Raw genomic sequence first — 25,134 nt, forward strand, 5'->3', positions numbered from 1 at the left:
ACCACAAGATGTTGAAAGATATGGACTAATCCTGATTTTGCTCGATGCAAGCGGAAAATCGATCTTGTGGGCCTATTGCCCGCGACGAGGGTCAAGGGGGCAACCTCTCGCCGCCCCCTTAACCGTTCGCTGCGCTTTAAGGTAGAGCCATGGCGGCCAGCCCGTCACTGAGTTGAACGATGACGTGCTGTTTGCCTTCATGTACCCAGGTCGACATGCCATACCGGGTGGTCCCAGGAATTTCAACAGCACCCAAACGGTCCCCAGTGCGCTTGTCGATCGCGAAGATGTGCGGGATACCATCACTGGTCTGACCAGAAGCGAAGAGGAGTGTGGGTGTCACGGTCATCGCAGCGTGGCCACGTCTTCCAGGATTACTAGGCACGTTGTTGACTCCCTGCAGGAGAGGGTGGTTGCGGATGGCTTCCTGCTGTTCTTCTGACGCATCGCCGTTCGGGATCACCCAAAGGTACTCGCCGGTGTTTAGGTCGATTGCACTGATCCGCCCGATGGGTCCCTTCCAGATCGAAAGACCGTCGATACTTTCCGGGTTGGCGCCAGAACGCCGGCCCCCGCCACCACCCATGCGGCTACGGGAAAAGGCGACGACGGTCGTCCCGGTTTGGGCTGGGCCCTCTTGCGGGGAATCAATACCAGGGGCCACTGATACGTCACTGCAACCGCTATGTGACGTAATGAAGATAACCCCTGACTGTGGGTCAGCTACGGGCGGACCGGAGATGTTCACACCGCCCGTACCCCCGGGGCAAACACGGGCTGGTCCGAGCCCTTGCTCGTTACCAATATGCGTGGGCGGATTGAAGAGAGGTGCGAAGGAATTTTCTCGTTGCGCAACGGCCAACGCGCGCTGTCTGATATCTGGGGTGTAGTCAATCAGGTGTTCCTCGGTACGCCCCTGTAGGTCGAATGGCGCTGGTTTAGTCGGGAACGGCTGTGTTGGCGAGAGTCGCTCGCCCGGCACGTTCGATTCAGGCACTTCACGTTCCTCGATTGGCCAGATGGGTTCTCCGGTCTCTCGGTTCAACGCGTACAGGAACGCCTGCTTAGTAGCTTGGTAGATACCCTTGATTTCCTGGCCATCAACGGTGACGTCCAAAAGGACCGGAGCCGTTGGGGTGTCGTAGTTCCAAATATCGTGATGCACCATTTGGTAGTGCCATGCCCGTTCACCAGTTTTAACGTCCAGTGCGATGAGACTTGCGGAAAAAAGATTATCGCCAGGGCGGAACCCACCATAAAAGTCCAGCGTGGCACTGTTGGTAGGGATGTAGACCAAGCCAAGCTCAGGGTCGGCTGACATGGGTGCCCAGGAAGAAACATCACCCGTCCACATCCAGGCGTCGTTTAACCAGGTCTCGTGACCGACTTCTCCAGGCCGTGGAATGACGTTGAACTTCCACAGAAAATCACCGGTCCGTGCGTCGTAACCCAGAATGTCTCCCGGCACCATTTCCTGCCGGGTCTGGTTGTAGCCTTGCTCAGCTGAGTTACCCACGACGACCACATCGTTGACGACGATCGGTGGTGAGGAACTGGTGATGTAGCCAAGCTCAAGGGGGATCCCGGTGTATGGGTCGTAGGGCTGATTCGCGTTGAGCCAGGGACCCCAGTCCTGGATTAAATCTGCGACGAGGTCGACCGTGCCGGTTTGTCCAAAACCTTCGATCGGCACGGGCGCACCCCAATTCTCAAGCGGTCGTCCTGTTTCTGCGTCTAACGCGTGCAAGAAGAATGCTGGGCTAGTGATGAAGATGACCCCGCGGCCGTCGACCTTGGCATAGGCGACGCCCTTACCATAACCCTGCCGCATGGAATACTCGAAGCGGGGAGTGTTCGGCTCGGTGAAGCTCCACAGCAGTTCGCCTGTCTCTGGGTCGAGAGCGATCACATGACGGCGATTACCGGTGACCGTGATCAGTTTGCCACCAACATAACTCGCCGTGGCGCGGTTGGTGCTGGGCCCAAAACTTGATGCGTCCCACTCCCATGCCACCTCGAGGAACTCAAAATTTGATGCGTCGATCTGGTCCGCTGGGGAATAGCGTGTGTGCCAGGCATCCCCACCGAGGTATGGCCACTCAGTATTTTCGCTCGCGGGGTCCTGCGCTCCGGCGACCATGGGTAGGGTCAGCAGGATGGTACAGGTGAGGGCGAGCCACATCCACAGTAGTCTTGAGCTTTGCCTCTTGCTTCTCATCACTCCTCCTCGAATTCTGTTGAGCGAACGGGAAGTAGATCGTCGAAATTCTAACCCAGTCAGGGAGATATAGGGGAAACGGTGCTAACCTTTCTTTTGTATACCCAGTTTGCCCAGAGCGGTTGAAGCGCATATCACAAGCGATGAATACTCGTGGTTACGTCATTGTTACCGCCTCGTATTGGGCTCTGACCTTGACGGATGGTGCGCTCCGTATGCTGGTGACGTTGTACTTTCACCAGCTTGGTTACACTTCGCTCGACCTTGCCCTACTCTTTCTTCTCTACGAGTTTTGCGGCATTCTCACCAACTTGCTTGGTGGGTGGCTTGCGGCACGCTTAGGTCTGCGCGTCACACTCCTGGCCGGCTTGTGGTTGCAAGTCGTGGCCTTGCTGATGCTCTCGTTCGTGCAGCCAACGTGGACACTGGTGTTATCAGTTGGCTATGTAATGGCCGCTCAGGCGCTCTCGGGTATCGCTAAGGACTTAATGAAGTTGAGTTCCAAGAGTGCCGTCAAATCTTTTGTGTCTGGACAAGATGCATCCACTTTGTTTCGATGGGTTGGCTGGTTGACTGGCTCCAAGAATGCTCTCAAAGGATTGGGTTTCTTTATGGGCGGCGTGATGTTGGACACAATCGGTTTTTCCTTTTCGCTCTGGGTCATGGCTGGCGGACTCTTGGCCGTTTTGGTGCTGGCGACAGGGCAGCTAACGAGAGACCTTGGCAGGAGTAAGCGCCAAGTGACCTTTTCACAGATATTTTCCAGACGCCCCGCAATCAATATTCTTTCACTTGGTCGTCTCTGTCTGTTCGGTTCACGTGACGTTTGGTTCGTCGTGGCACTGCCGCTATTTTTAATCGATGTGATGGGCTGGAGCTTCGCGTGGGTCGGTGCCTGTCTCGCAAGTTGGATTATCGGCTACGGCTTGGTGCAAGCGGTTGCGCCTAAGGCTTTGAGTATTGCTGGCGAGTCAGTCATAACTGCTCGGACAGCTCAAATCTGCGGCAGCGTGTTGATAGTGGTGTCTGGCGGTCTAGCCATGGGTGCCTCGAATGTTATGCCGTCGATTGGCGTAGTGCTCACAGGTCTTGCCGCGTTCGGTATTGTCTTTGCTCTAAACTCATCCGTGCATTCGTATCTGGTGCTGGCGTACGCTGAATTTGATACGGTGGCAATGGACGTTGGTTTTTATTACATGGCCAATGCGGCAGGACGGTTGCTCGGCACGTTGATGTCGGGATGGTTATACCTGGAGACCGGACTGGCAGGGTGTTTATGGATGTCTATGGGTTTGGTTGTAACGGCCACCGGCCTTATGTTCGCCTTGCCGCCCATTAAGTATGCATCGGCGCCGACATCGAAATGAGCGGTTGCGCAAGCATCGCGCGCGTAATCGCGAACATTTACTGCTGCCCTCCCGAGAGATCACCAGCACGCTGGTGCTGACGTCTATGCAAGTTCGGAAGACGCTCGAAGAGACGATCTCGATCCGTCGCGACGTCGTCCTTATCGGAACGCGTGTACGCGCCCATGTCGAGATTCTCTCTCACCGTCATTTCGAGGAACACCCGACGGCCTGCAGGGTAACGTCCGCCGTCTCGAGCGCGGCCTTGAGTTTCTCGGTGAGCCGTTCCGCCCCCTGGGTGTCGCCGTGCACGCAGACCGTTTCGGCGGCGAGGGTGACAGTCGAGCCGTCAGTCGCCTGGACCGTGCCTTTGAGCACCATCTGGAGCACGCGTGAGACGACCCGCTCAGGGTCATGGATCACCGTCGCAGCCTCTCGACGTGAGGCCAGAGCACCGTCGGGTGTATAGGCGCGGTCGGCGAACGCCTCCGCCGCGACCCTGAGGCCGGCAGCACGTCCGGCGATGAGAAGTTCCGAGCCTGCTAGGCCGAAGAGGATCAACGAACGGTCAAGGGTAGCAACGCCGCGTGCAATCGCGGCCGCGATGTCGGCGTCGCGCGCGGCCAGATTGTAGAGCGCACCGTGCGCCTTGACGTGCTGTAGCCGCGTCCCCTCGGCTGCGGCGAGGCCGGCGACCGCGCTGACTTGATACATGACGAAGTCCTCAACCTCGTCCGGTGTCACCTTCATCTCGCGTCGCCCGAATCCGACCAGGTCGGGAAACCCCGGATGCGCGCCAATCGCCACGCCAGACGCGAGAGCCAGTCGGATCGTCCGTCGGATCACCGAGGGATCCCCGGCGTGAAAGCCGCAGGCAATGTTCGCCGACGTGATGCTCCGCATCACGCACTCGTCGTTGCCGATGGTGTAGGAGCCGAACGACTCCCCCATGTCGCAATTGAGGTCGATTCTCATGAAGAAAGTTGGGTCAGCACTTGGTGGGGAGGAGCCGAAGTGTGGAATTCAGCCTTCGCCCAGCCCGATCGTAGACAACCCGACGGCGTTGTCAAGTCACGCGAGAGGCTGGCAGCATCGGGGAAGTGCCCCCGCCTTTGCACGGACGCCAGTAGCTGCCTTGCCTGATCTGTCAGACCTGTCCGTAGCCCTATGAGTTCTTCCGCAGCCTGCTAGAACCCGTATTCCAGTCCCAGATAAGAGCTTCGGCCGACCTCGTTGACCCGCTGCCTCATGAACGGGTTCAGCGAGTTCAGATGGGTCGCGTAGGTCTCGTCAGTCAAGTTTTCCACTCCCAGCTTCACCGACACCCCCCGACCGAGTGCGATGCTGGCCCGCAGATCGAGAACGGTCCAGCCCTCGGTCGCCTGCTCGAGCCGCGTCGTGGCCACCCGGTTCTGAGCGCTCGCCACCGTCACCCCCAGCTCGATCCAGCGTTGCAAGTCCCGGGTGTGCGCCTGAATCGCATAACGCTGCTCGAACGGCTCGATCCCGAACACCGGTTCGTTGAGCTCTTCGTCCTCAGCCCAGACGTAGCTATACGAGGCGCTCACGTCCGCGTAAGGGCCGAGATCCGACTCGGCCTGCAGCTCGAAGCCGGCGAACTGGGCTTCGCTGCCGTTGATGTAGCGAAAGACCGTGTTCGGGCTGAGCGGCAGCCGTTTCGGCAGCGACTGGTCAGGCACGACGGTGATGTAGTTGTCGATGGTGCGATAGAAAATGTCGGCGGTGATCGACGCTCGCGCCACCTGGAACAGACTGCCGACATTGACCTCCAGCGCCTCCTCCGGTCTCAGGGCCGGGTTCCCCATGAACTCGGCCGCGGTCTGGAACTTGGTGGACGGAAACCGGTCTGAGTACCGCTCCATCGGCGTGGCGCTTCGCACGCTCCGGCCGACTCCGGCCGAGACGACGAATGCGCCGGTCACCGGCAGGGTGGCGTTCACGGCGGCGCTGACGTTCGTTTCGGTCTGGTTGATCGAACCCGTGGTATTGGCGGAGAAGAAGTCCGAGACCACGCCAGCCGACGCGTCGAGCGCGTCGACCCGCACAGTAGCACCGAGCTGTCCGCCGCCCCAGGCGTAGATCGCCTGGGCGTACCCACCGATATTCGTCAGACCGGCGTCTGGCCAGACGATGTCGCTGAAGATCAGGGAGTCGTTCGAGCGCCGGAAGATCGACCGGCTGGCGTTCTGTTCCAGGCGCGTCAGGTCGGTTCCAAGCTTCCAGTCGATCGTGCCCTGGTCAAGCATCACGTAAAACCGCCCGCCGGTCGTGTCCGATTCGGTCGGTAGCTCGACCCGCAGGCCAAACGGCGGGATTCGCCCCAGCATGTCGAAAGCCGTCGGTTTCTCGTCGTTGTTCATCAGGTGGTCTTTGAGGTTGGCGTAGACCTGACCGTGTATCTCGGACACGATCGACGCCTGCGGTCGCCAGGTCACCTCACCGGCGTGCGAGTGCGTCTTGAAGAAGGTCGCATCGAGAATCCGACCCGCGTAGTCGATGTCACGCTGCTCCTGATACCCGCCCAGATACTCGATGGTGGTTGCCGCGTTCGGTTTGAAGGCGGCGGTCCAGCGGGTGTCGAACGACTCGTAGTCGCCTGGAATCAGGTTGTTGTCGCCATCCTCGTAGTCGTTCGCCGCCCGGGTGTTGTGGTACACGGCGAACCGGGCGCGATCGTTGCTACCCCAGACACCGGCGAAGCCGTCGGTGCCGTCGCCGCTCTGCGCGTAGTTGGCGCCGACACGACCACCCAGGACGAACTCGCCGCCGGAAAACGCTGGCCGGAACGTCTCGATACGCACAGCGCTGAGGGCACCGGCCCCCCAGGTCAGCGCCCACGGCCCTTTGACGACGCGCACCGCCTGCAAGGTGTGCGGGCTGACATGGCTAATGTCCGAGTCCATCCGGGCTGGGCCAGCGGCGTATGTGCGAGTGCCGTCGACGAACATCGCTACCTGTGTCTCCTGGAGACCGCGAATCGTTGGCTCCAGGTTGATCGGCCCGCGCCGCGTGGCCGAGAGGCCCGCCTTGGTGCGCAGGTGCTCAGCGACGTCACGGACGGCGCGTTGCTCCGCCTCGGTCGCCGACACGACGACCTCCATGGCCAGTTCCGGCATGGTGGCGGTGACGACCACCTCCTGTCTGAACGACCCGAGCTTGAGCTCGATACGGAAGTCGCGCGTCGGCGCGCCGATGGCGACCTCCCGTGTGACCGATTCGAAGCCCAGCAGGCTAGCCGTCAACTGGTAGGTGCCGGCCGGTACGGTGAACTGGAACCGACCCTCCCGGTCGGTGGGGATGGTCGCTACGAAGTTGCCGTCGACGGTGCGTAGGTCGACCGACACACCGGGCAGCGCGAACGCTTGTGGGTCAACCACCACACCGCCCCAGTTCACGCCCTGAGCATGGGCGGCGGCGGTGGTGGTTGTCGCGATGAACACGAACGCGAACAGATTCTTCCAACGGGCCTTGCAGCGGAACAATGAACCTCCTCGAGCGCTCCAACACGAGAGCGCGCTAACAGTCGAGCGGTGTCTGTCCACACCGATCACGATCGGCACGATGCCGGTTTGATCGTCAACGGAGAGCCAAGACGAAGGACGACGGAGGGGTTATGACGCGCGGGGTGGAGGTGACGGTGGATCGGCCATCGGTTGGGCCGGTGTGAGCGACGCCGCGATGGGCGTAGGGGTGCAGTCGAGCGGTATCCCGATGTCGCTCGTTACTGGCTCGGGCGGCGCGAGCGGCACGTGCAGCCACGCGAGCAACTGGTGGTCCACCCCGCAGGTCTGCCACGTCGCCACCGGGTCGGCGGATGGACCGTCCTCGTTCCCGTGATGCATCGGGCAATAGGCGCCCGGCTCCATCTGGTGCGGGCACTCGTGCACGGGCGGGCTCCCTGTGTCCGCCAGATAGCAGACCGCGAGCGGCGCCGCGACTAGGGTCGCGATCTGACCGAGGATGACGAAGAGCACGCTAGCGCGAAAACTGGACTGCGTCACAATGAAAAGACGCCCGTGCTGCGAGAGAACCGGCGCCGGACGTAGCCCCCAGTGTAACAAGGGCAGGTCGCCTATTGTCAAAATCTTATCGGTTCTTCTGGAATCTCGTCGGATGTGATGTTGGTGGAGGCGGCGGGAGTCGAACCCGCGTCCGAAAGCACGTACCCGTGGGACTCTACATGTGTGTCGGCTCTTGAAAGTTTGCCAGTAGCGTTGAAGAGCCGCCGAAATTGCTACTGACTAGCCCCGAAAACGTCTCATCGTTCCGCGTCGGCACGGCACGTTACGACCAGCCTGCTGAAATGACATTCAATCCCGCCTCACAGGCTAGAACGGGTTGAACGTCGCTACCCTTAGGCAGCGAGAGCGAGCTGCGTATCCGCAGTTATGGTTTGTTCCATCGGATTTACGAGTCGATGGTGCTCGACATGCATCCCGCGGTTGTATACCTCCGTCGAAGCCGTATCGCCCCCGATTCTCTGACCAACGTTCACCGTGGCCAGAAGACCACGCGCGTTCCCTATTGTAGTCTTGGGGGGATCACTGGTCAATTCGTTGAGCACATGAGACTTGTAGCTGTTCGCGACCAGCGCAAGCGTTCACAACATCCCGTATAATGACCGCTTGTCTGTTTCCGTAACACGGTTTAGTGGGACCAGTTGCTGGTTCGTGATGTTGCGGGATGACCGAACCCGTCAAGCGATCACGGTCGCGCCGGTTGTGCAGTTGGTCGGGATATCACATGTTGCAGCTCTGCACGAGATCACCGAGGTCTTTCGTAGAGTAGGTGAGCAGGGAAGTGAGTTCGCGTCATGACTCAGGGTGTCGGGTCCAAGAAGGCTAGTCAGTTCACCGAATCGGTCATTCGTGAGATGACGCGGCTGTCGGACGAGCACGACGGTGTTAATCTGTCGCAAGGCTTCCCAGATTTTCCTGCACCTGACGCGATTAAGACCGCCGCGTGCGCTGCAATTCAGGCCGATGACAACCAATATGCCATCACGTGGGGTGCGACGCCGCTCCGCGAAGCTGTCGCCAAGGATTTTACGCGCCGGTATGGCGTTCCGGTAAATCCTGACACGCAGGTCACGGTCTGCTGCGGGTCGACTGAGGCAATGCTTACGACGTTGCTCGCGAGCGTCGACCCGGGAGATGAAGTCATTGTCTTTGAACCGTTTTATGAGAACTATGGGCCCGATGCGATTCTTTCCGGTGCCGTGCCCCGCTATGTGACGTTGCGCGAGCCAGCGTGGATGTTCGACCCTGATGAGCTCGCAGCGGCGTTCAACGACAGGACTCGTGCAATTCTTATTAACAGTCCAAATAACCCAACCGGTAAGGTGTTCACCCCGGAGGAACTCGGTGTCATTGCAGGGCTCTGCCAGCAGTGGAACGTGCTGGCCGTGACCGATGAGATTTACGAGCACATCATCTACGATGGGGTGCGTCACGTGCCGATGGCGGCGATTGATGGGATGGTAGACCGCACTGTGACGATCAACAGCCTCTCGAAGACCTTCAGCGTAACGGGGTGGCGAGTGGGCTGGACCATCGCACCGCCAGAACTGACGGGTGCGATCCGAAAGGTACATGACTTCGTGACCGTGGGTGCGGCCGCACCCCTTCAGGCTGCCGGCGCGGTCGCCCTTGAGTTGCCAGATAGCTACTATCGTGGGCTGGCCGATAGTTACGAGCAACGGCGGAATCTCCTAATGGAGATTCTTGAGCGGCACGGTTTCAATTGCTACCGTCCCTCAGGGGCTTACTACATCATGACCGACATTGACCTCACCTCGGTTGGTGCGGTGGACGACGTGGAGTTTGCCCAGTATTTAGTCCGGGAAATTGGCGTGGCTGCTGTGCCCGGGAGCAGCTTTTATCGAAACACTGAGTTCGGTCGCACGAAGCTCAGGTTTTGTTTCTGCAAGCAGGACGAGACCCTGCGTGAAGCCGACCGCCGCCTGGCAAAACTCGGCGTGCAGACCACAGGCTGACCCGCACTTGTGGAGTTATCGTAGACGTTCGTATGGTCGCTGCTACCAAACGACTCCTCCCTTACGTCCTCCGACATCGCCGTCGGTTACTGCTTGGCTTATCGTGTGTTGTTGCGATGGCCTCGGTCTCGCTCTTGTCACCGTGGGTGCTCAAGTATGCCATTGATGACCTGACGGTCGGGGTCACTCGCGGGAAGCTCGGCCTCTACGGGGCATTGTTGCTGGGTATTGCGGTGGTGGGTGGCTGTTTTCGATTCCTGATGCGCAGGTTAATCGTCGGCGTGTCGCGAGAGATTGAGTACGACATCCGGAACGACTTCTACGCGCACCTTGAGCGTCTCTCCCTAAGCTATTTTCAGTCCGAGCGCACGGGCGACATCATGTCGCGTGCGACGAACGACCTCAGCGCGGTTCGCATGATGGCCGGACCAGCCATCATGTACTCGGTCAACACTATCCTCGTGTTCTTTGTCGCGATCATTTTGATGCTTTCGATCAATCTCCGTTTGACACTGATCGCACTGATACCGCTGCCGTTTGTGTCGCTCTTGGTGAAATTCTTCGGCAGTGCGATTCATCGCCGCTTTGAGGAAATCCAAGCTCAGCTGTCCCACATGAGTGCGGTGGTCCAAGAAGCGCTCGCTGGCGTGCGGGTCGTTCGTGCCTATCGACAGGAGGAGTCTGAAATAGAGCGGTTTCGGGTCGCCAATAGAACATATCTCGATCGGAATCGAGGTTTGATTCAACTCCAAGGGCTCTTCTATCCGAGTTTGGCGATGTTCCTCGGTTTTGGAGGGTTACTCGTATTGTGGCTCGGTAGCCGCGAGGTGATCCTCGGGCAAATCACGGTCGGTGAATTCGTGGCATTCAATGCGTATTTGGTGATGCTCACCTGGCCAATGATCGCCTTCGGTTGGGTCACGAACATGCTGCAACGTGGCATGGCGTCATGGAAACGTATGCTTGAGGTCTTCGATGCGGTGCCGGAGATCATTGACCGGGGTGGGGTGCCGGTTGGGAACGTCCAAGGGGGCATTGAAATACGCGAGTTGACGTTCGCTTACGGTGATGGAGCCCCGGTACTCTCCAGTCTCTCACTTCGCGTTGAACCGGGACAGACGCTTGCCCTTGTTGGCGGTACGGGTTCTGGAAAGTCAACGCTGCTCGGCCTCATTCAACGGCTATATGACCCGCCACCTGGGACGGTGTTCATTGATGGTATCGACGTTCGGGACCTGCCGTTAGGTCAGTTGCGGTCTGCTGTCGGATACGTGCCGCAAGAGCCGTTCCTCTTTTCGACGACCCTCCGCGATAACGTGGCGTTCGGACTAGCCGAGGACGCGAACACTGATGTGGTGGACAAATCGGTACGGACGGCAATCACAGTGGCTTGTCTAGATGCCGATATTGAACAGTTTCCACGCGGATATGAGACGACGGTCGGAGAGCGAGGCATCACTCTTTCCGGCGGGCAGAAACAACGGGTTGCGTTGGCACGAGCGCTGACGGTTGACCCGCGCATTCTGATTCTTGACGACGCCCTGTCCGCAGTGGATACCTACACAGAAGAGCGAATTCTGAAAGGGTTACGTGAGGTCATGGATCAACGGACATCAATCATTGTCGCCCATCGAATGTCCACGGTACGCGATGCTGACATCATCGCCGTTCTTGATCAGGGACGGTTGGTCGAACAAGGGACGCATGACGAATTGCTTGACCTTAATGACGTCTACGCCGACCTCTATCGCAAGCAGCTGTTGGAGGAGGAACTGGCCGCATCGTAGCCTCGGCTGTGGGACATGTCCGCTTACGAAGAAGAAGCTCTCGGAAAAGCCTATGACGCCCGTTTGATGCGGCGGCTCTTGACGTATCTTTGGCCCTATCGCCAAACGGTGGCTGTGGCGCTTGTGGCGATCATTGGACACTCTGCATTACAGCTCGCACAGCCGTATCTCACGAAAATTGCCATTGATTCCTATATTGCGACGGGTGATCTTGCCGGACTGAACCAGATTGCGCTGGTGTTTCTCTTCGTACTATTGGGAGCGTTCGTTCTGGAATACATCCGAACCTACACGCTCCAGATGACTGGTCAGAAGATTATGTTCGACCTGCGGATGCAGGTATACGGGCATTTACAGAGACTCGACGTGCGTTTCTTCGATCGTAATCCGGTCGGGCGACTAATGACGCGCGTGACGACCGATGTTGATGTGTTAAACGAATTGTTTGCCTCCGGCGTCGTCGCAATCTTTGGCGATGTGTTTATGCTCATCGGGATCATGGCCGTCTTACTTTCAATGGACTGGCGCCTAGCGCTCGTAGCGTTTTCCGTATTGCCGCTCATCGTAATCGTGACGCAGTGGTTCCGCCGGCATGTCCGAGAGACCTATCGGACTGTGCGAATTTGGATTGCGCGGATCAACGCGTATTTACAGGAACACATCACGGGCATGGCGACCGTGCAGGTGTTCCAACGAGAAAAGCGGAGTTTTGATGCGTTTGACGGGATTAATCGGACCCATCGCGATGCAAACATCGCATCGATCTTTTTCTATGCGGTGTTCTATCCAGCTATCGAGTTGGTTGGCGCATTAGCAGCGTCCCTGATCATTTGGTTTGGTGGTGGCTGGGTGTTGGACGAGTCATTGACCTTGGGGGTCCTTGTCGCCTTCCTGCTTTATGCTCAGCGCTTCTTTCGGCCGATTAGCGACATGTCAGAAAAATTTAATATCTTGCAATCAGCCATGGCTTCATCTGAGCGGATTTTTACATTGCTTGATACGCCCGTTAAGACCCAGAGTCCGACAAAGCCAATACTGCGTCCGGCGCCGGCTAAAGGCCGAATTGAGTTTGATGGTGTGTGGTTCGCTTATGGCGACGATAACTATGTTCTTCGGGATGTATCGTTTGTCGTGGAACCGGGAGAGCGAATCGGCATTGTTGGTGCAACGGGTGCGGGTAAAACGACGATCATAAATTTACTAATGCGTTTCTACGACGTTTCAAGAGGGCGGATTCTCGTGGATGGAATTGACGTTCGTGAGCTGTCCCTGTCGGACCTTCGTGGGCTCTCCAGTCTAGTTCTCCAGGATGCACACCTTTTCGCGGGGTCCATTGCCGCGAACGTGCGGCTAGGTGATCAGACGATTACTGATGCCGAGATACACGCTGCGATTACGAGTGTCCATGCCAAACCATTTATTGATCAACTTCCGGCCGGTCTTGCGAGTCCAGTGGCGGAGCGGGGTGCAACGTTGTCAGTTGGACAGAAGCAGCTGTTGACGTTTGCTCGTGCCCTAGTGTACGAACCGAGGGTGTTGGTGCTGGACGAGGCAACATCGAGCGTGGACACTGAGACCGAAGTGTTAATTCAGGATGCACTCCGTGTGTTAATGACGGGGCGTACAACGATCGCGATCGCCCACCGACTCTCGACGATTCAGGATATGGACCGGATTCTCGTTCTACACAAGGGGCAATTGCGAGAAGCTGGAACGCATCAGGAACTGCTGGCGCGCCGTGGGATTTACTACAAACTTTACCAACTGCAATACCAAGAGCAGGAAATTGCCGCGGCGGGTTAGCGTGGAGGGGCGTCGTTCAACGTCAGGGGCCGAGAGAACAGGTGCTTTGGCTGCCACTCTTTTTCTCGTCGTTGGAACTCTTCGTTGATCCGTTCGGGCTCGCTGTCTGCCGGGTTCCATCCGAGCCGGACAATCGTGACGTCTAGCGGGCGACGTCCAAAATCCAAAGCCTCATAGCAACTCCAGATGTAGATGTCGATCATTCGACCTTGGATTGCTGGGCCGGTATCGAGAATAGTGTAAAGGCCGTCGTAGTCGCCGGCTGCACTGACTCGGATAATCGAACCGAGTGGCAATATTGAGGGGTCGCTTGCAGCGATTCCGGACCGAACCCGAACCCCCGACCGGGTGGTTTGGCCTTTGCAGTAGGCGGTGGCGATAAAGCGTAACGGTGTTCGAGGCTCTGGTAGTGGGGTCGAGACGTTGGAAAGAGCGGGGCTTTCGGCAACAGTGGGCAAATCGACCAAGGTTATGTCCGCAACCAAGACCACCACGACGGTGGTTACCACGGCGGTCACGATTTGTTCCCGGAAGGATATCGCCAGCATCTACTGAATGAGACGAAATTCGCTCTCGGTCGGGAAGTCTATCAGAAGTGTTGGAACCCAACGGGGAGCGGCTCATCACCTCCTGGCCGTCGGAGCAGTAGGTCCGGTGTGGTAGTGACAGTGCCAATCCGTGTAACCGACAGTGGTTTGACGAGACGTGCAAGAAGGTGCGCACGGCTGCGTGGTCGGTCGGGCAGTGTGAATAGCAGTTCGTAGTCCTCACCGCCAGAAATGGCTGCGACGATTGGGTCTCGGTCCTGCGCAGCGAACCAGCGCCGCGCGGCATCTTGAACGGGTATTGCATCAGCTTCGACGATCGCTCCGAGACCTAGCGGTCGTGTGAGTTGAGTTACCGCATCGGCGAGTCCGTCACTGAGGTCCATTGCAGAGGTGGCTACCCGGTTGCGTCCGACACGAAGGCCGGCGCGTACTCTTGGTTCCGGTCGAAGGAACCTTTCGACGCAAGAGGTCATCTCGTTACCAGTGTCTGACGCCTTTCGTTGAGCTTTGAGCCATTCGAGGCCGGCTGCCGCGTTGCCGATTGAACCGGTCACATACAGGCCATCTCCGGGTTGAGCACCCCCACGGGTCAGGACCGTTCGCCGTCGGACTGACCCTATTGCCGTGATGTCGATGCATAAAGGGCCTGGAGAGCGCGTCAGATTACCGCCAACCAGTTCCAAGTGGTGCTGGCTGGCAAGTGCTAGTAGGCCATCGAGGAGATGGTCGAGGTCATCGAGAGTTAGGTCCGGGGGTAAGAACAGCGAGAGTACGCCGACACGTGGCTCTGCACCCATAGCTGCCAAATCGCTGAGGTTGATGGCCAGTGCTTTGTAGCCCAGGTCGGCTGGGGTTCCGAATGCGCGGTCGAAGTGAACGCCTTCAACCATCGCATCGGTAGTGATGACGTCGAGCCGGCCTCGGGCCGGCTCGACGACCGCTCCGTCGTCACCAATTCCGATTACGACCCAGGATGGAGCCGGTGGCACCCGCGCTCGGATACGTTCTAGTAGTTTGTATTCGCCGAGTTCAGCAACACGCTTGCCCGCCGTTGGCGTGGCCGTCCTATCTGGTCGGTCTGGCATGGCTGGTAGTGAGCTTTGGGGGCTTACACGACGGAGGCCTTTGGTCTGTCATTGCAGTCCCTGGAATGGGTTGAGCTATGTGGCGCGCTCTTAAAATCTAATGAAAGAAGGAGAGGGAAAAGCCCCGCTTTGCCGTGTGGGGAGGTCGGATGAACCTGCGTGTAGCAGGTGGAATCGCTGGGTCCATCCGCGTTTCAGGCTACCTCACTCAGAGGCGTGCACACCACACGGTGTTGCAATTCACTCAAAGTAACATTGGCTCAACCGAACCTCCGAAACCATCACGGACAAAGCAGGGAAATCACCCCACACCACCAACCGCCCACAGCTGGTTGTTAGTGTGCCGATTGCAACTCTACTATTCGTCGACGCGATCTTAGAATGAACGGTGGGGACTGGCAAGCGGCAGGTGTTTAGTTTCTGGATGGGGGACGGGGCTTAGGTATTAGAGGCCAAGACCTCATCGATCAGCTTCTCCAGGTTCTCCACTTGCTTGAGGACCTGTGGCATCGTCGATTGATCGGCACTCTTACACATGAAGTAATCGTCGGTGATGTTGAGTGCGGCCAGAACAGCGACTTTGAGCGAATCCGTCGGTGCTTGCTCATCAGTCTCCACATTCATCATCCTTTTTTCGACGTGAGCTGCGTATTTATTTACCACGGTTGGTTCGAGTGAACTCCGTACTGCGTATGTCAAGCCATGAATCTCGACGTTGGTAACGTTCGACGAATTTTGAGGCACGGCGCTACTCCTAAAGGTCTATCGCTTCTAACTGTTCCAGGATACCGGTAACGCGTGTCCGAATCTGATCACGCTCAGACCGCAGCGCAACCACTTCAGCATCAGCACGGTCAGATTCCTCGAACTGGGCCCGAAGCGCGGTGAGCTCACTCTTCAGTTGTTCGTTTTCACGGATCGCGCTGGTCTTCTCTTGTTGTAATCGTTCCACCAACCCTATTAACAGCTTCACCTTGTCTTCAAGGCGACTGAGTGGCTCCAGAGCGGAAGAACGTTTATTAGCCATCAGACTCCCTCAATTCGTTAACGGATCCGAGCTTGGTGGGATGCAGCTAACGCCGACACGATTTCCTCCACCGCCTGTTGCACCTCAGTGTCAGTCAGTGTGCGGTCTGGCTCACGGAAAGTAAGTCGAAGCGATAGACTCACGCAGTTCTCTGGGATGCCCTTGCCAGTGTAACGGTCAAATTCACAGATTGAAAACAGTGTATCCGGTGCGGCCGACCGGATCGTGTCACGAACCACCGAGGCAGGCAAGGTGCTCGCGACGATGATTGACAAATCCCTTACTACAGATGGATGACGGGGTAGGGCTGCGCAACGGAAGTTGCTACGGTCCGAAGAGATTTGTGCGACCGCGTCGAGATTCAGTTCGGCGACGAACACCTCGTCAGGTCCGTCAAGCCCGAGCATGACGCAAACGGTTGGCGCAAGCTGTCCCAGTATTCCAAGACGGGTGTTGTCCGTGACCACCTCTGCAGCATGCCCTGCGACCAAATATGCAGAGGTCGCTTGGCGATACACCGGGGCCACCACACCCAGGGTGTTGAGAAGCTGCTCGACGCTACTTTTGATGTCAAAGAAATCCACGTTACGTGAGGGCTGGCTCCAATGCTCCGGCGTTCCAGCACCTGTCCACGCGAGGGCAACCGCTCGCGTCTCGCCTGCCCGTGTGAACCGCGTTGCAACCTCAAACAGTTTTACGTCATGACGTTCCCGACGGTGATTATGGGCGACTGAACCGACGAGCCCAGGCAAGAGAGACGGGCGAAGCACCGTGAATTGCTCAGACAGTGGATTGCTAATTGTTACCAGTTCGTCGGGGTCGCTAACAAACGGCAACGCTACCGGGTGTTCGATAAATGCAAATGTTACGGCCTCGGAAAAACAATTAGCCCTGGCAACCTGACTGACGAGTCGGTCGCGGTCGATTCGGGGATCAGCCGGCGGCGGCGGCGAATCCAAAATTGGAAACGTAGACGGCAATCGTTCATATCCGTGATGACGTGCTATCTCCTCGATCAGGTCCACCTCTCGCGAAACATCCACCCGTCTCAAGGGTATCTCTACGTTCCACGTGCCTGGGTCCGTTTCCTCCACAGTGAACCCGAGGCGTGTGAGGATGTTGACGACAAAGGCAGAGTCGATGGTTTGACCAAGTAAATATTCGACCCGCTTGTGTCGGAGACGGACGCACGTGGGTTTTTTTGGGTCCGGATAACAGTCGATAACGGGCCCGATTGCCTTGCTGGCGCCAATCTGCCGAAGTAGCGTGCAACAGCGCTCGAGCGCTCTGACCGGTGCTGAGACATCCGAGCCACGCTCAAACCGATAGGATGCATCGGTGCTGAGAGCAAGCCGCTTACTAGTGCGGCGCACGGACACTGGTTGAAAGTAGGCGCTTTCTAGGACGATGATTCGTGTAGCCTGATTCACTTCGGAATCTGCGCCACCCATTACGCCTGCCACGGCTTGGGGCCGCTTACCGTCGGCAATGACCAGCATGTTGTCAGTCAGTCGGCGAGTTTGGCCGTCCAAAGTTTGTATCTGCTCGCCAGGTTTAGCCCGACGGATACGTAACTCGGCACCTTTCAATCGATTGAAGTCGAACGCGTGCATTGGTTGACCGAGTTCTAATAAGACGTAGTTAGTGACGTCGACGATGTTGTTAATTGCCCGACCTCCGGCGGCCTCGATGCGTTGAACTAGCCAATCAGGGGAGTCGGTTACGGTGACCTCTGCGACGGCTGCTGCATACCGTGGGCAGAGGTCCGCGTCTTCCAAGGTTACGGACAACTCCGGTAAACCGCCCACGAGCTCCTCTGTTGGAGCCATTTCAGAGGTTGGCATCCGAAGTTCCGTGCTGTACATTGCAGCGACCTCACGAGCGATCCCGGTCACACTCAGGCAATCAGGACGGTTGGCAGTGATCTCAAGGTCAAAAACAGTGTCGTTTACCGTAGAGCTCTCTGGTCGTGGTTCAATGGCTCCAACTTCGAAGCCGCGCATGTCGAGACTTGACGCGAACTCCTTAACAGGAACCGGCACCGTCACATAGTCATCGAGCCAAGAGAGTTGGATTCTCACGCTGGAAACTGCTCCAGGAATTTGAGGTCGTTTTCGTAGAAGAGCCTGATGTCGTCAACGCGATATTTCAGCATCGCAACCCGTTCAATACCCAGACCAAACGCCCAACCCGTATACCGCTCGGGGTCATACCCAACTGCTTCGAAAACGGCGGCGTGCACCATGCCGCTGCCAAGAATCTCAAGCCATCCGGTCTTTTTGCATACGTTACAACCGGCCCCATCGCAGAAGAGACACCCAATGAAGACCTCCGCAGATGGTTCGGTATATGGGAAAAAACTCGGTCTGAACAGCACTTTGGTATCAGGATCAAAGAGTTCTCGAAGGAACGTCTCGAGTGTGCCTTTTAAGTCGGCCATCGTGACACCCTCGCCGACAAGTAGACCCTCGATTTGGTGGAACATCGGCGTGTGGGTGACATCTAGATTGTCGCGACGGTAAACCGGACCTGGTGCAATGATTCGGATCGGTGGTTCGTGTTCCTCCATATACCTGATCTGCATGCCTGAGGTGTGCGTGCGGAGCAGTCTTCGTGGCTGATTATGTGGTCCTGAAGCCGCACTTGGTTCGAGTGGCTCGGCGAGGTAAAGCGTATCCTGCATATCGCGCGCAGGATGGTCGCGTGGCATGTTGAGTGCTTCGAAGTTGTGATATTCATCCTCGACTTCTGGGCCTTCGAGCGCCGTGAATCCCATCTTGGCAAAAATCGTCTCAATCTGTTCCCGAAGTGCTGTTAACGGGTGACGCGATCCGGTTACGGCCCCCCGTCCAGGCAGGCTTACGTCCACCGTGCTCGTCACCTGACCGCCCACTCCGGTTGCAGTTCGCCGTTCACGGATCGCTACATCAATGTCACGTTTCAGCTCGTTGGCAAGGCGCCCCAACACCGGCCGCTCGTCCGCCGGGGCGGACGCGACTTCCTTCATAAGTGTGGTGACAACCCCACCCTTACGGCCGAGGTATCGATCGCGGACGGTTTGGAGTTCTCGGGAAGTTGAGGACTGGGCGAGGTCAGTCTGAAATCGAGTGCGCAGATCGTTAATCGCGCGCGCGTCAGTCATCTTAATTCGAAGAAACAACGGAACGGCAGTCCATTTTGTCTGACTGCGGCTTGCTCGTCCTAGTTACCTACTGGCGCCCTTGGCTTGGGCCGCTAGATGAGCGAAGGCGGCCGGTTCACTAACGGCCAGTTCCGCCAGGCTTTTTCGGTCGAGGGCAACACCGGCTGTTTTCAGACCGTAGATGAACTGGCTGTAGCTCAATCCGTGTTGACGCGCCGCAGCGTTGATCCGTATGACCCAGAGCCGTCGGAAGTCCCGTTTTTTACGGCGCCGTCCGATGTAAGCGTATGAGAGAGCCTTGTCGACAGACTCCTTTGCCGCACGATAGAGCTTGCTCTTGGTTTGATAGAAGCCCTTGGCGCGTGACAGCAGCTTCCGTCGTTTGGCGCGCCTCACATTTCCGCGTTTAACCCTCGGCATAACTTTTCTCCCACTGACCGGACCAAGTCCGGCGTTACTTGTTTTGCAGCATTCGCTTCAGCCGAGGCGTGTCAACTGCCGAAACGGTTGTCGTACCGCGTAGCTTCCGCTTCCGTTTCGTGCTCTTGCTGGTGAGTATGTGTTGCTTGAATGCTTTACTGCGAACGATTTTCCCTGAAGCGGTTTGTTTGAATCGTTTTGCAGCCCCGCGATGTGTTTTTAACTTTGGCATGGAACTCGGTCACTCTCTCGATGAGGTCTTATACTTCCTGCGTCAACTTTTCTTATCGGCTCCCTTGCCGGGAGTACGCTGCGACAGGATAGTGTGCATTGTATTACCTTCACGGCGTGGCATGGTCTCCTGTGTAGCCTGATCGCCTAGGTCCGCTACCAGGCGCTCAAGAATCCGCCGTCCGATCTCTGGATGCGCCTGTTCCCGCCCTCGCATAAAGATCGTGGCCTTGACTTTATCGCCGTCGGCGAGAAATCGTTCAATGTGCTTTTTCTTGAATTGATAGTCATGCTCGTCAACTTTAGGACGAAACTTGATTTCTTTAACGTCAATGGTCTTCTGGCGTTTCTTGGCTTCCCGTGCACGCTTTTGCTCTTGATACTGATAACGCCCGAAGTCCATGATGCGGCACACCGGCGGTGAGGCCGTTGGCGAGATTTCAACGAGGTCCAGTCCTTTTTCCTTAGCGACGACGAGTGCCTGCTGAGGCGGCATGATGCCAAGCTGTTCGCCTTGATCGTCAATGACCCGAATCTCACGTGTCCGGATACGTTCGTTTACCCGCGTGCGGCTTTCACGCCGCGGTGCACCTCTATAGAAAGCGATAAAAACCCCCTTAGTTTATTGTAGCAGCGCCTTTCCGGAGCCGCACCTCATTAACCGCGGCATCGCGAAATTCGTTAAGTGGCCGAGACCCTTGATCGCCTCCGGCCCGACTTCTGACGGCCACTGCGCCGTCACTAACCTCGCGATCCCCAGCTATCAGCATATACGGGATCTTCTGTAACTGGGCCTCTCGAATTTTGTATCCGATTTTTTCCTTTCGCGCGTCGACTTCCACTCGGAGGCCTGCTTCGGTGAGTTTGGTCCGCACCGTCTCGGCGTATTCGGCGTGGCGGTCTGCGATGGGCAGGACGATGGCCTGAACTGGTGCCAACCACGTTGGCAATGCGCCTGCGTAGTGTTCGATTAGAAGAGCCACGAACCGTTCAAAACTCCCAAGAATTGCCCGGTGAATGACTACCGGACAGTGCTCAGCATTGTCGGCACCAATGTACTTCAAGTCGAAGCGACGAGGGAGCTGATAATCGAGTTGGATGGTTGCACACTGCCATCTGCGACCGATCGCATCGGTCACATCGACGTCCACCTTCGGTCCGTAGAAGGCACCATCACCTTCGTCGACGGTGTAGGGTAAACCCACTTCGGCGAGTGCTTCTTTCAACTGGGCTTCAGCGTGGTCCCATTGCGCGCTCTCTCCCAGGAACTCTACGGGCCGCGTTGACAATCGCAACACCGGCGTCAGATCAAAATCCCCGTAAACGCGTTCGACCAGACGAAGGAGTCGAGCGACCTCCTCACCAATTTGGTCTTCGGTGACGAAGCAGTGGGCATCGTCTTGGGCAAACTGACGCACGCGGATGAGCCCAGCCAGCACACCCGAGGCTTCATTACGATGCAGGGGAGTCTGCTCGTGAAAACGGATTGGTAAATCACGGTAACTGCGAACTTCGCTGGCAAACACCAGCATGTGGCCTGGACAGTTCATCGCTTTGACTCCCATTGGTTGGGAGTCAGTCGATTCGACTAGGAACATATTCTCTCGATAATGTTCCCAGTGCCCAGATGTTTCCCAAAGTGCCTTGTTGTAGACGATCGGTGTCTTCAGTTCAACGTAACCGGCTGGCCAGAGTACTTCACGCATGTAATCCGCCAGCAGGTTATAGAGAATTGTGCCTTTGGCAAGCCAAAAGGGTGCGCCAGGGGCCCAATGGTGGAAGAGAAAGAGTCCTAGCTCGCGACCCAGCTTTCGGTGGTCACGCTTTTTGGCTTCTTCCAGTTGTTCAAGGTAGGCCTTTAGGTCTTTGGTATTGAAGAATGCTGTGCCGTAGACGCGCTGCATCGGCTGGTTATCGGCGCTACCTTTCCAGTAGGCGTTGGAAGTTGACAATAGCTTGAACGCCTTAAGGTGCCCGGTCGAGGGGACATGGGGCCCAGTGCAGAAGTCGATGAAGGCGTCCTTGATGGAGTAGCACGAGACGACCGGTCCGCCCTTTTCCTCGATGAGCTCCACCTTGAGCGGCTCCCCTCGATCGTTGAAATACAGCTTGGCGTCTTCTTTGGACATCATTTCGCGTTCGTATTTCAGATCGCCTTGAGTGAGTTCACGCATCTTCGCTTCGATCGCCTCAAGGTCCTCCGGTACGAATGGGCGTTCCACGATGAAGTCGTAGAAAAAACCGTCTTCGGTAGCAGGTCCGATGCCGCACTGGGTACCAGGGAACAGATTCGTAACAGCAGCCGCGAGTAGGTGTGCCGTACTGTGGCGATATAACTCGAGGGCCTCAGGGCTCTTCGGTGTGACCAACCGTAGTGAAGCATCGTGGTCGAGGGACGCTGACAAATCGACCAGCTGATCATCGACAATCGCGGCAAGGGCAGCTTTGGCCAGTCGCGGCGAAATTGCACTGGCCAGGTCACTGACGAGAGAACCTCGCTGCACCTCGCGTTGCGAGCCATCCGGAAGCGTGACGGTAACGTGCGCCATAAGGTGGATACTTAACTCTCGTCTTCGAGTTGTCAGCAAGCAACTAGTGTCACCCGCCGCCGACACAGGGCATCGAACCGTGTCTCGGTGTCCCGGTTGGAGGTCCTCAGCAACCGTTTCAGATTCTGGTAGGCACGGGCGGACTCGAACCGCCGACCTCCTGCATGTCAAGCAGGCGCTCTAACCAACTGAGCTACGCGCCTATGCCTTGAAAACACGGGCCTTACAGAAACGGCAAGTATAGCAACGTGGTTTCTGGGGAGTCAACGAAACACGTTGACTTTCGCGGCTCTTCCACGGTTACGTGTTGGGCGGGAAGAAAAAAGACTTTCTCAAACATATCGCTTTAGTGACATCATGCGGTTAGCTGGTCGTTCGCCGTAGGTATTTTCTGTTGAGTCCTTTCGTAACATGACTTCCGACTTGTCTGGTCCCAAGGCTTATCCTGTACCGAGACTCCGCCGCCGGTGTGGGCGCCTGGCCAGCGTCTTAACTGCATTCTGGGTCGGCTTAGGTGCCAGTGCACAAGCGGGTCAGTCTCAGCCCGCTGCCACGGAGTCAGGGGTAGAGGCGTTACGTGTCTATCTTGACTGCGATCGTCGTAGTTGCGACCTTGATTATCTTAGGCAGGAAATCACCTTCGTCAATTACGTGCGCGATCGGCGCGATGCTCAGGTACATGTTCTCGTCACACGTGAGAGAACTGCTGCCGGCGGGCAGGCCTTCACGCTGGATTTCTTCGGTTTAGAAGAGTTTTTGGGACATGACGACCAGTTGATGTTCTTTACGACACAAGACGATACTGATGATTCCGAGCGCAGAGGGTTCTCGCAGATATTTCAGATGGGCTTGATGCGCTATGCAGCCCGAACACCACTCGCTGATCGAATTATGATTTCGCACCGAGACTTGTCCGATGCGACGCAGGAGCTCAGTGCACAACCTGAGGATGACCCGTGGAATTTCTGGGTATTCCGAGCTCGTTTCAATACCCAACTTGAAGGCGAGGACCTCGAGACAGCGAAAGAGTTCGGCGGGTCACTTTCGGCAAACCGGACGACTGATGGATGGAAGATCAACCTTGGGATAAACGTGGATTATGAAGAAGATGCGTTCACTTTGAGCGACGGACGTGAGTTGACGGACGTCAGCCGGAACAACGCTTTCACAACGCGGTTCATTAAGACGGTCGGTGAGCATATGGGGGTCGGGTTTGGCGGGTCAGCGGTGACGACGACCTTTCGCAATCAGGACCTGACGTGGCGGGTCGCCCCGGCGTTTCAGTTCAACTTCTTTCCATACTCCGAATCAACGCGACGTGAGCTGACAGCAACGTATTCGGTTGGCTACAACAATTTTGACTACACCGAATTGACAATCTTCGACAAGCTTGAGGAAGCTCGTGTCAATCACGGTTTACGTTTCTCACTGGATACTAACCAGCCGTGGGGTGACGCAGGTGTGAGCTATGAGTTCTCCCAGTTTCTGGACGAAATGAGCCAGTCGCGTCAGGTGCTCTTCGGTAACGTAGAGTATCGATTGTTCCGCGGGTTCTTTATTAACGTCTTTGGTACCCTGTCACGTGTGCGCGACCAAATCTTCCTGAAGCGGGGTGGAACGACGGATGAACGGATTCTTCTCCGCCGGCGAGAACTAGCGACCGACCACGAGTATCGCATCCGGATCGGCTTTACCTACGCGTTCGGGTCTATCTATAACAATGTTGTAAATTCTAGGTTCGACGGGGCGAGTGGCGGGTTCATTCGAATGTTCTAACTCCCCGCCGGTCCTTATGTAGCACGGTCGTCCGCGAGCTGTTCTAGCGCTTTTTCGAGAACTGGGTCGACATCCGGTGGAACGGCGCCAAGAACGAAGGAGGGCTCGGCAACAGCCACTGATGGTTCCAGGCCTTGTTGATGTAGGGGCTCACCCGTGCCGGTCAGATACTTGGCCGAGTACAGCCATAGTCCAGTGCCGTCGACTAATTTGATGAGACGTTGCTCGGCGACCCTGCCAAGGGTGCGTCCACCGATGAGCTCAGCCCTGCCGTTGGTAGTGAGAGCCGACGCGAACAACTCAGCCGCACCCGATGTTCCGGCTCCAATGAGGATCACCGTGGGCAACCCGATGCTGCCGTCCCCAACTTGGGCAACCGTGAGATCTTGGGGTTCTCCTCGACGCTGGCGGATTGCCAAGGTTCCCGAGCCGACAAACAGACGCGCAGCTTCTAGCCCGTGATTGAAGTTTCCATCCGCTGTGCCACGGAGATCAATGATGAGTTGACGTGCACCGGCCCCTGTAAGCGAGTCAACTTCTGAGACGATATCTTCGGCAATCCCCCTATCGAACGCGATGAGACGGAGATAGCCGATGTCAGCCGCCGCAAGCCGGCTTCTGACGATTGACGAGCTGACCGGAGTTCTCTCAAGCACAATCTCTTGGGGTTCCGCGGCGTTACCTCGAATCACAGTCAGAGTCACGGTTGAGCCAACCGAGCCTCGCAAGAGACGGTTCCCCTCAAAAATTGACATATTACGGGTGGACTCACCGTCAATGGCCCGGATGTAATCACCTGGGCGGAGACCGGCGACCGCCGCCGTCGACTCGTCCCTCGCCGACAGCACTCTGAGGTAATACTGGCGGGTGAGTGTGATGCCCGTTTGCCCCTTGGGCAAAGGGGTATCACTCTCGAGTGCCGCAACGTCATCCTGCGTCAAAAAGGTGCTTTCGGCGTCGAGACCCTCGGCAAGTCCTCGCATAGCACCAGTCATAACGCGGTCAATATCGACTTCTTCAACGTAGCTGTTGAGGATCAACGACACGACGTCTTCGAAAATCCGTAGTGGGCGATACCTATCTTCCTGTGCAGAGGTGCGGCTGACATACCCACCCAGGACCACGAACGCCAGTATTGGTGCTGACAACCATAACGCCAGAAGACGTGTGCGACGACTCATCGTAA

Annotated in this window: 21 protein-coding genes, 1 tRNA gene and 2 other RNA genes; 6 read left to right on the plus strand and 18 right to left on the minus strand. The window is 57.1% G+C overall.

The window, feature by feature from the left end; translation table 11 throughout:
• Positions 1-136 precede the first annotated feature (136 nt).
• The gene (locus tag QGH09_10775; GenBank protein HJO18665.1) at positions 137-2,218 is read right to left on the minus strand and encodes a PQQ-binding-like beta-propeller repeat protein; all 2,082 of its coding nucleotides are present in this window, start codon (positions 2,216-2,218) and stop codon (positions 137-139) included.
• A 143-nt stretch (positions 2,219-2,361) separates the two neighbouring features.
• On the opposite strand from QGH09_10775, the gene arsJ reads away from it, so the two are divergent.
• Positions 2,362-3,585: an organoarsenical effux MFS transporter ArsJ gene (gene arsJ, locus QGH09_10780; protein HJO18666.1), complete on the plus strand. Its 1,224-nt coding sequence runs from the start codon at positions 2,362-2,364 to the stop codon at positions 3,583-3,585.
• 186 nt (positions 3,586-3,771) lie between these two features.
• Here arsJ and QGH09_10785 read toward each other — a convergent pair whose 3' ends face one another.
• The 4 genes from QGH09_10785 to ssrA all read right to left on the minus strand — a co-directional run bounded on the left by QGH09_10785 (position 3,772) and on the right by ssrA (position 8,059).
• Positions 3,772-4,539 carry a 5-oxoprolinase subunit PxpA gene (locus QGH09_10785; GenBank protein ID HJO18667.1) on the minus strand — a complete coding sequence of 256 codons (768 nt, stop codon included), beginning with the start codon at positions 4,537-4,539 and terminating at the stop codon, positions 3,772-3,774.
• A gap of 212 nt (positions 4,540-4,751) precedes the next feature.
• Positions 4,752-7,067: a TonB-dependent receptor gene (locus tag QGH09_10790; protein HJO18668.1), complete on the minus strand. Its 2,316-nt coding sequence runs from the start codon at positions 7,065-7,067 to the stop codon at positions 4,752-4,754.
• Between the two features lie 94 nt (positions 7,068-7,161).
• On the minus strand, positions 7,162-7,464 hold the full coding sequence (locus tag QGH09_10795) for a hypothetical protein (protein ID HJO18669.1): 303 nt from the start codon (positions 7,462-7,464) through the stop codon (positions 7,162-7,164).
• Between the two features lie 243 nt (positions 7,465-7,707).
• Positions 7,708-8,059, minus strand: a transfer-messenger RNA (tmRNA) gene (gene ssrA / locus QGH09_10800).
• A 151-nt stretch (positions 8,060-8,210) separates the two neighbouring features.
• On the opposite strand from ssrA, the gene QGH09_10805 reads away from it, so the two are divergent.
• The 4 genes from QGH09_10805 to QGH09_10820 are packed head-to-tail and all read left to right on the plus strand — an operon-like array spanning position 8,211 to position 13,170.
• Positions 8,211-8,402: a hypothetical protein gene (locus QGH09_10805; GenBank protein ID HJO18670.1), complete on the plus strand. Its 192-nt coding sequence runs from the start codon at positions 8,211-8,213 to the stop codon at positions 8,400-8,402.
• Positions 8,399-9,580, plus strand: coding sequence for an aminotransferase class I/II-fold pyridoxal phosphate-dependent enzyme (locus tag QGH09_10810; protein ID HJO18671.1), 1,182 nt, complete (start codon positions 8,399-8,401; stop codon positions 9,578-9,580). Before QGH09_10805 ends, QGH09_10810 begins: the two co-directional genes overlap by 4 nt.
• Positions 9,581-9,612: 32 nt before the next feature.
• The gene (locus QGH09_10815) at positions 9,613-11,367 is read left to right on the plus strand and encodes an ABC transporter ATP-binding protein (GenBank protein HJO18672.1); all 1,755 of its coding nucleotides are present in this window, start codon (positions 9,613-9,615) and stop codon (positions 11,365-11,367) included.
• A gap of 15 nt (positions 11,368-11,382) precedes the next feature.
• Positions 11,383-13,170, plus strand: a complete 1,788-nt coding sequence (locus QGH09_10820; GenBank protein ID HJO18673.1) for an ABC transporter ATP-binding protein — start codon at positions 11,383-11,385, stop codon at positions 13,168-13,170.
• Here QGH09_10820 and QGH09_10825 read toward each other — a convergent pair.
• From QGH09_10825 to QGH09_10880, 12 genes are all read right to left on the minus strand, one after another.
• Positions 13,167-13,688, minus strand: coding sequence for a 3D domain-containing protein (locus QGH09_10825; GenBank protein HJO18674.1), 522 nt, complete (start codon positions 13,686-13,688; stop codon positions 13,167-13,169). The genes QGH09_10820 and QGH09_10825 overlap by 4 nt on opposite strands.
• 71 nt (positions 13,689-13,759) lie before the next feature.
• On the minus strand, positions 13,760-14,803 hold the full coding sequence (gene thiL / locus QGH09_10830) for a thiamine-phosphate kinase (protein ID HJO18675.1): 1,044 nt from the start codon (positions 14,801-14,803) through the stop codon (positions 13,760-13,762).
• A 117-nt stretch (positions 14,804-14,920) separates the two neighbouring features.
• A non-coding RNA gene (ssrS, locus tag QGH09_10835) (6S RNA) lies at positions 14,921-15,105 on the minus strand.
• A gap of 136 nt (positions 15,106-15,241) precedes the next feature.
• Complete coding sequence (locus QGH09_10840) at positions 15,242-15,547, minus strand: cell division protein ZapA (protein HJO18676.1); 306 nt, start codon at positions 15,545-15,547, stop codon at positions 15,242-15,244.
• 10 nt (positions 15,548-15,557) lie between these two features.
• Positions 15,558-15,830 carry a cell division protein ZapB gene (gene zapB / locus QGH09_10845; GenBank protein ID HJO18677.1) on the minus strand — a complete coding sequence of 91 codons (273 nt, stop codon included), beginning with the start codon at positions 15,828-15,830 and terminating at the stop codon, positions 15,558-15,560.
• A gap of 17 nt (positions 15,831-15,847) precedes the next feature.
• Positions 15,848-17,911 carry a phenylalanine--tRNA ligase subunit beta gene (pheT, locus tag QGH09_10850; GenBank protein ID HJO18678.1) on the minus strand — a complete coding sequence of 688 codons (2,064 nt, stop codon included), beginning with the start codon at positions 17,909-17,911 and terminating at the stop codon, positions 15,848-15,850.
• Complete coding sequence (gene pheS / locus QGH09_10855; protein ID HJO18679.1) at positions 17,908-18,972, minus strand: phenylalanine--tRNA ligase subunit alpha; 1,065 nt, start codon at positions 18,970-18,972, stop codon at positions 17,908-17,910. Before pheS ends, pheT begins: the two co-directional genes overlap by 4 nt.
• A gap of 63 nt (positions 18,973-19,035) precedes the next feature.
• Positions 19,036-19,392 carry a 50S ribosomal protein L20 gene (gene rplT / locus QGH09_10860; protein ID HJO18680.1) on the minus strand — a complete coding sequence of 119 codons (357 nt, stop codon included), beginning with the start codon at positions 19,390-19,392 and terminating at the stop codon, positions 19,036-19,038.
• Positions 19,393-19,426: 34 nt separating this feature from the next.
• The gene (rpmI, locus tag QGH09_10865; protein HJO18681.1) at positions 19,427-19,624 is read right to left on the minus strand and encodes a 50S ribosomal protein L35; all 198 of its coding nucleotides are present in this window, start codon (positions 19,622-19,624) and stop codon (positions 19,427-19,429) included.
• Between the two features lie 42 nt (positions 19,625-19,666).
• Positions 19,667-20,230, minus strand: coding sequence for a translation initiation factor IF-3 (gene infC / locus QGH09_10870; GenBank protein HJO18682.1), 564 nt, complete (start codon positions 20,228-20,230; stop codon positions 19,667-19,669).
• Between the two features lie 10 nt (positions 20,231-20,240).
• A complete protein-coding gene (gene thrS / locus QGH09_10875; protein HJO18683.1) occupies positions 20,241-22,172 on the minus strand; it encodes a threonine--tRNA ligase in 1,932 nt (643 codons plus the stop codon).
• A 126-nt stretch (positions 22,173-22,298) separates the two neighbouring features.
• Positions 22,299-22,375, minus strand: a tRNA-Val gene (locus tag QGH09_10880).
• Between the two features lie 208 nt (positions 22,376-22,583).
• On the opposite strand from QGH09_10880, the gene QGH09_10885 reads away from it, so the two are divergent.
• Positions 22,584-23,948 carry a hypothetical protein gene (locus QGH09_10885; protein HJO18684.1) on the plus strand — a complete coding sequence of 455 codons (1,365 nt, stop codon included), beginning with the start codon at positions 22,584-22,586 and terminating at the stop codon, positions 23,946-23,948.
• A gap of 14 nt (positions 23,949-23,962) precedes the next feature.
• Here QGH09_10885 and QGH09_10890 read toward each other — a convergent pair whose 3' ends face one another.
• Positions 23,963-25,129 (minus strand): S41 family peptidase, encoded by a 1,167-nt coding sequence (locus QGH09_10890; protein ID HJO18685.1) that lies wholly within the window; start codon positions 25,127-25,129, stop codon positions 23,963-23,965.
• Positions 25,130-25,134 lie beyond the last annotated feature (5 nt).

The sequence above is a fragment of the Vicinamibacterales bacterium genome (assembly GCA_036012125.1).
In the GTDB taxonomy this organism is placed as follows: domain Bacteria; phylum Acidobacteriota; class Vicinamibacteria; order Vicinamibacterales; family UBA823; genus UBA11600.

Coding starts and splice junctions, on each gene's coding strand:
- rplT (HJO18680.1), bottom strand. CDS start 19,392: ATGCCGAGGGTTAAACGCGGAAATGTGAGGCGCGCCAAACGACGGAAG.
- thrS (HJO18683.1), bottom strand. CDS start 22,172: ATGGCGCACGTTACCGTCACGCTTCCGGATGGCTCGCAACGCGAGGTG.
- zapB (HJO18677.1), bottom strand. CDS start 15,830: ATGGCTAATAAACGTTCTTCCGCTCTGGAGCCACTCAGTCGCCTTGAA.
- arsJ (HJO18666.1), top strand. CDS start 2,362: ATGAATACTCGTGGTTACGTCATTGTTACCGCCTCGTATTGGGCTCTG.
- QGH09_10775 (HJO18665.1), bottom strand. CDS start 2,218: ATGAGAAGCAAGAGGCAAAGCTCAAGACTACTGTGGATGTGGCTCGCC.
- QGH09_10885 (HJO18684.1), top strand. CDS start 22,584: ATGACTTCCGACTTGTCTGGTCCCAAGGCTTATCCTGTACCGAGACTC.
- pheS (HJO18679.1), bottom strand. CDS start 18,972: ATGACTGACGCGCGCGCGATTAACGATCTGCGCACTCGATTTCAGACT.
- QGH09_10890 (HJO18685.1), bottom strand. CDS start 25,129: ATGAGTCGTCGCACACGTCTTCTGGCGTTATGGTTGTCAGCACCAATA.
- QGH09_10785 (HJO18667.1), bottom strand. CDS start 4,539: ATGAGAATCGACCTCAATTGCGACATGGGGGAGTCGTTCGGCTCCTAC.
- thiL (HJO18675.1), bottom strand. CDS start 14,803: ATGCCAGACCGACCAGATAGGACGGCCACGCCAACGGCGGGCAAGCGT.
- QGH09_10820 (HJO18673.1), top strand. CDS start 11,383: ATGTCCGCTTACGAAGAAGAAGCTCTCGGAAAAGCCTATGACGCCCGT.
- rpmI (HJO18681.1), bottom strand. CDS start 19,624: ATGCCAAAGTTAAAAACACATCGCGGGGCTGCAAAACGATTCAAACAA.
- QGH09_10810 (HJO18671.1), top strand. CDS start 8,399: ATGACTCAGGGTGTCGGGTCCAAGAAGGCTAGTCAGTTCACCGAATCG.
- QGH09_10815 (HJO18672.1), top strand. CDS start 9,613: ATGGTCGCTGCTACCAAACGACTCCTCCCTTACGTCCTCCGACATCGC.